This is a genomic window from Oscillibacter sp. CU971 (assembly GCF_905219725.1).
Taxonomy (GTDB): Bacteria; Bacillota; Clostridia; order Oscillospirales; family Oscillospiraceae; genus Oscillibacter.
In genome coordinates, this window is sequence record NZ_CAJMXG010000534.1 from 1 (window position 1) to 1,215 (window position 1,215).

The 1,215-nt window shown below is 64.3% G+C and carries 1 protein-coding gene; it reads left to right on the forward strand.

Features of this window, described 5'->3' with window-relative positions:
• On the forward strand, nucleotides 1-1,102 hold a 1,102-nt coding region (acrA, locus tag JX325_RS17205), incomplete at its 5' end, for an acryloyl-CoA reductase electron transfer subunit beta (RefSeq protein WP_243414167.1).
• Between the last annotated feature and the right edge of the window lie 113 nt (nucleotides 1,103-1,215).

Here is a 1,215-nt window from a genome sequence, read left to right on the forward strand (position 1 = left end):
TTTCAACAGTGCGGATATCGCTGCCTTCAAGGACGTTTGGGTCTTCTGCGAGCAGCGCGAGGGCAAGCTGATGCCCACCGACTTCGAGCTGATTTCCAAGGGCCGGGACCTGGCCAACGAGCTGGGCGTGAACCTCTGCGGCCTCCTCCTGGGCGGCGAGGGTATCGAGGCCGCGGCCAAGGAGCTGGGCGGCTACGGCGCGGACAAGGTCTATGTCTGCGAGAGCCCGATGCTGTCCGTCTACAACACGGACGCCTATGCCAAGGTCATCTGCGACGTCATTGAGGAGCTGAAGCCCGAGGCCTTCCTAATTGGCGCCACCAACATCGGCCGGGACCTGGCCCCCCGCTGCGCGGCCCGGCTGCACACCGGATTGTGCGCGGACTGCACCCACCTGGACATCGACGTGGCCAACTACATCCAGTTCCTGCGGGAGGCTTCCACCCTGGACGTGGACAGCCAGAAGTGGGACATGGAGGACCGGAACCTGAAGATGACCCGTCCGGCCTTCGGCGGCCACCTGATGGCTACCATCATCTGCCCCCGCTTCCGTCCCTGCATGGCGACGGTGCGCCCGGGCGTCATGAAGAAGAACCCCTTCGACCAGGCCAAGGCGGACGCCTGCGTCATTGAAAAGCCCGCCTTCACCCTGGGCGAGGCGGATGTGAAGACCGAGGTCACGGAAGTGGTCAAGGCGGCGAAGAAGCTGGTGGACCTCATCGGCGCGGACATCATCGTGTCCGTGGGCCGCGGCATCTCTAAGGACGTCGAGGGCGGCATCAAGCTGGCGGAAGAGCTGGCGGCGGAGCTGGGCGGCGTAGTCGGCGGCTCCCGTGCCACCATCGACAGCGGCTGGCTGAGCGCGGACCATCAGGTNGGCCAGACGGGCAAGACGGTGCACCCGAAGGTGTACGTGGCCCTGGGCATCTCCGGCGCGATCCAGCACAAGGCGGGCATGCAGGACTCCGAGTGCATCATCGCGGTGAACAAAAACGACACGGCCCCCATCTTCGAGATTGCGGACTACGGCATCTGCGGCGACCTGTTCAAGGTCACCCCGTTGCTGACCGAGGCCATCCGGGCCGCCAAGGCCGCGAAGTGATACTTTCTTGAAAGAAAGTATCCAAAGAACTTTCGCGCGCTCTGGTTGTCTGGTGATGAACCGGGCCGGAGCGACGGCAACGAAGTCTCAGCGCACCAAAACGACCGAAGGGC